At 69.8% G+C, this 2,527-nt stretch carries 2 protein-coding genes; one reads left to right on the top strand and one right to left on the bottom strand.

From position 1 onward, the window contains the following. Positions 1–356 precede the first annotated feature (356 nt). Complete coding sequence (locus IT306_18790) at positions 357–1,310, bottom strand: NAD-dependent epimerase/dehydratase family protein (protein MCC7370478.1); 954 nt, start codon at positions 1,308–1,310, stop codon at positions 357–359. 248 nt (positions 1,311–1,558) lie between these two features. Between IT306_18790 and IT306_18785 the strand changes: the two genes are divergently transcribed. After that, positions 1,559–2,317 (top strand): hypothetical protein, encoded by a 759-nt coding sequence (locus IT306_18785; protein MCC7370477.1) that lies wholly within the window; start codon positions 1,559–1,561, stop codon positions 2,315–2,317. Positions 2,318–2,527 lie beyond the last annotated feature (210 nt).

Here is a 2,527-nt window from a genome sequence, read left to right as displayed (position 1 = left end):
GCCATCGCCCTGATGCTGCTACCAGTGCAATCGTATGTTGAGCGCGTCGTGCCGCCGCGTCGGGGCTTGAAAGCCCCGCCTACGATCCTGCAGTCGCTGCGCGACGCGCCAGTCGCACCAGTGCCGGCCGTTCCCTGCGTCCGTCGCGCAGCGACTGAATGCGTGTAGGCGGGGACGTCAGTCCCCGACCGCCCGTTCCCTGATGCTTCGGGGACACCAATGAACAGGCAATCGCCCTGGCTTTGGACGAACGGCTGATGTTCCGGTTGGCAGCGGAGCGCCACACGAACGCCAGCTTCAGGTAGTTGGAGAACTCCTGCTCGGCGACGGCCAGCGGATCGTGGGCGAGGATGGCATCAGCGGCCCCCTTTCTCCTTGGCCTGCGCGGCCAGCTTCGCGCGCATGTGCTCGACGGTCAGCCGCAGCCCCTCGTCGATATCGACCTCGGGAAGCCAGCCAAGCTCGTCGCGGGCGCGGTCGTTCGTCAGGTAGATGCGAAAGACCTCGCCGGGCAGGGCCGCCGCGTGCTTGCGCGCCTGGGTGTAGCCCGTCAGCTCCGCCAGCCGGTCGAAGAGGCCGTTCACCGAGACGCTGACGCCGGTGCCGACGTTGTACATGCGGCCAGCGCCCCGCGTGAGCGCCAGGACGTTGGCGCGCGCAACGTCCCCGACGTAGACGTAGTCGCGCTCCTGCTCGCCGGTGCCGTAGACGACAGGCTGCCCGCCGGCGAGCATCAGCCCGGCGAAGATCGCGATGACGCCAGCCTCGCCGCGTGGATCCTGGCGCGGCCCGTAGATGTTCGAATAGCGGAGAATAGTCGTCTCCAGCCCGAAGCTCTGCTGGTAGAGGTAGCAGTAGTGCTCGACGGCGTGCTTGTCCGCGCCGTACGGGCTGAGCGGGTTGGCCGGGTGATCCTCGTCCACCGGCAGGTAGGACGGCTCGCCGACGGATGCGCCGCCCGTCCCCGCGTAGATCAGCTTGCGGACGCCCGTCTTGCGGCACGCTTCCAGCACGTTGAGCGAGCCGAGCACGTTGATCTGGGCGTCTTGCGACGGATTCTCCATCGAGAGGCGGACGCTCGCCTGGGCCGCCTGGTGGCTCACCAGCTCGGGCCGCTCCTGCTCGAAGACCCGCACCAGCGCGTCGGCGTCGCGGATGTCGATCTCGTGCAGGCGGGCGGCCGGATTGAGGTTGGCCCGCGAGCCGGTCGTGAGATTGTCAACCACCGCCACGTCGAGCCCGGCTGCAATATACGCATCCACCACGTGCGAACCAATGAACCCTGCGCCGCCGGTCACCAGCACGCGCATCGGGCGTCCCGCGCCGCGCCCGGCCGTTCGGGCGTCCGCCCCAACATTCCCCATAAAACTCCTGTCCTTCGACCCGCCCACGCGGTGAGATCAGCGGGTATCTTAGCAACGACATGCCGACTCGCCGCCGCGCTCCGCGCTTGACGCCGCCACCCGAGCCTTCCGTATCATCGCGCCGCTCGCGCGCCGGTGGCGCTCGGCCGCCACACGACGCAGCCACTCCGAACCCGGGATTGGCGGTACTCTGCATGCCCTGGCAACTGCCGCGGCCCGCCGCCTGGGCGAGGATGGCCGTGCTGCTGGCGGCGCTGCTGCTGGCCGCGTGCGACGCCCGACCCATCGAGCGGCCCCGCGAGGGCGCGCCGCCCGGTGGTGGCGCGGTCGTGCGGCTGGAGACTGGCCCGCCGCCGACGCTGGTCGGGGCAGCCGTCCTCTCGCAGACGCTGACGCCGACCGTCGATCCTGCCACGTTGCCTTCGCCGTCCGCATCGCCGGGCGTCCTGGGCAGTCCGGTCCCCTCGCCGGGCGCCTACCCGATCATCAGCGGACTGCAGCCCGCGCCAGGCGTCGCGCTGCCGCCGGGCGACGTGGTCGTCGGCGCGCGGGTGAGCGCCAGCAGCGACCTGTCAGAGATCACCGTTTGGATCGACAACGAGCCGGTCGCGGTCGATCTGAACGGGCCACGGGTGCGCTCGCGAACGGTCAGCATTGTCCGCGGCTTCGCGCTCGGCCAGCACGAGATTCGGATCCAGGCCCGCGATGACCGGGGTCTTGTCGGCGGCTACCGCTGGCAGTTCACCGTGGGAACGAGCCGTGCGGTGACGCCAACCGCGCTGCCCGGACCGGAGACCGTCGCCCCGCCCATCGCGACGCTCTTCCCGATCCCGACGCGCCGCCCGACGATTACGCCGTTCACCGCGGCGACCCGCACGCCGTTGACGTTTCCCACACCGCCCCCGAAGCCGGCCGCCAAGCCAACCGGCGTCCCTGCAACCCCCACTCGCTGAAGGGACGCCAGACGCACGCACACCGCGGGCGACGCGCCGTCAGATGCGTGGACATCTTCTGTCGAGAAACACATCCGTTCACAGCAGCCTGCTCGTACTGTTGTCAGGGCGATTGCATGTTCATTGGTGTCCCCGAAGCATCATGGAACGGGCGGTCGGGGACTGAAGTCCCCGCCTACAGTCACGCCGTCGGGCACGGCAGGCACTGGT

It is taken from the genome of Chloroflexota bacterium (assembly GCA_020850535.1).
Lineage (GTDB): Bacteria > Chloroflexota > UBA6077 > UBA6077 > JACCZL01 > JADZEM01.
This window is presented reverse-complemented; position numbering and strand designations above follow the sequence as displayed.

What these genes read in the sequence shown, in the direction of transcription:
- IT306_18790 (MCC7370478.1), bottom strand. Translation starts at nt 1,310, where the DNA reads ATGCGCGTGCTGGTGACCGGCGGCGCAGGGTTCATTGGTTCGCACGTG.
- IT306_18785 (MCC7370477.1), top strand. Translation starts at nt 1,559, where the DNA reads ATGCCCTGGCAACTGCCGCGGCCCGCCGCCTGGGCGAGGATGGCCGTG.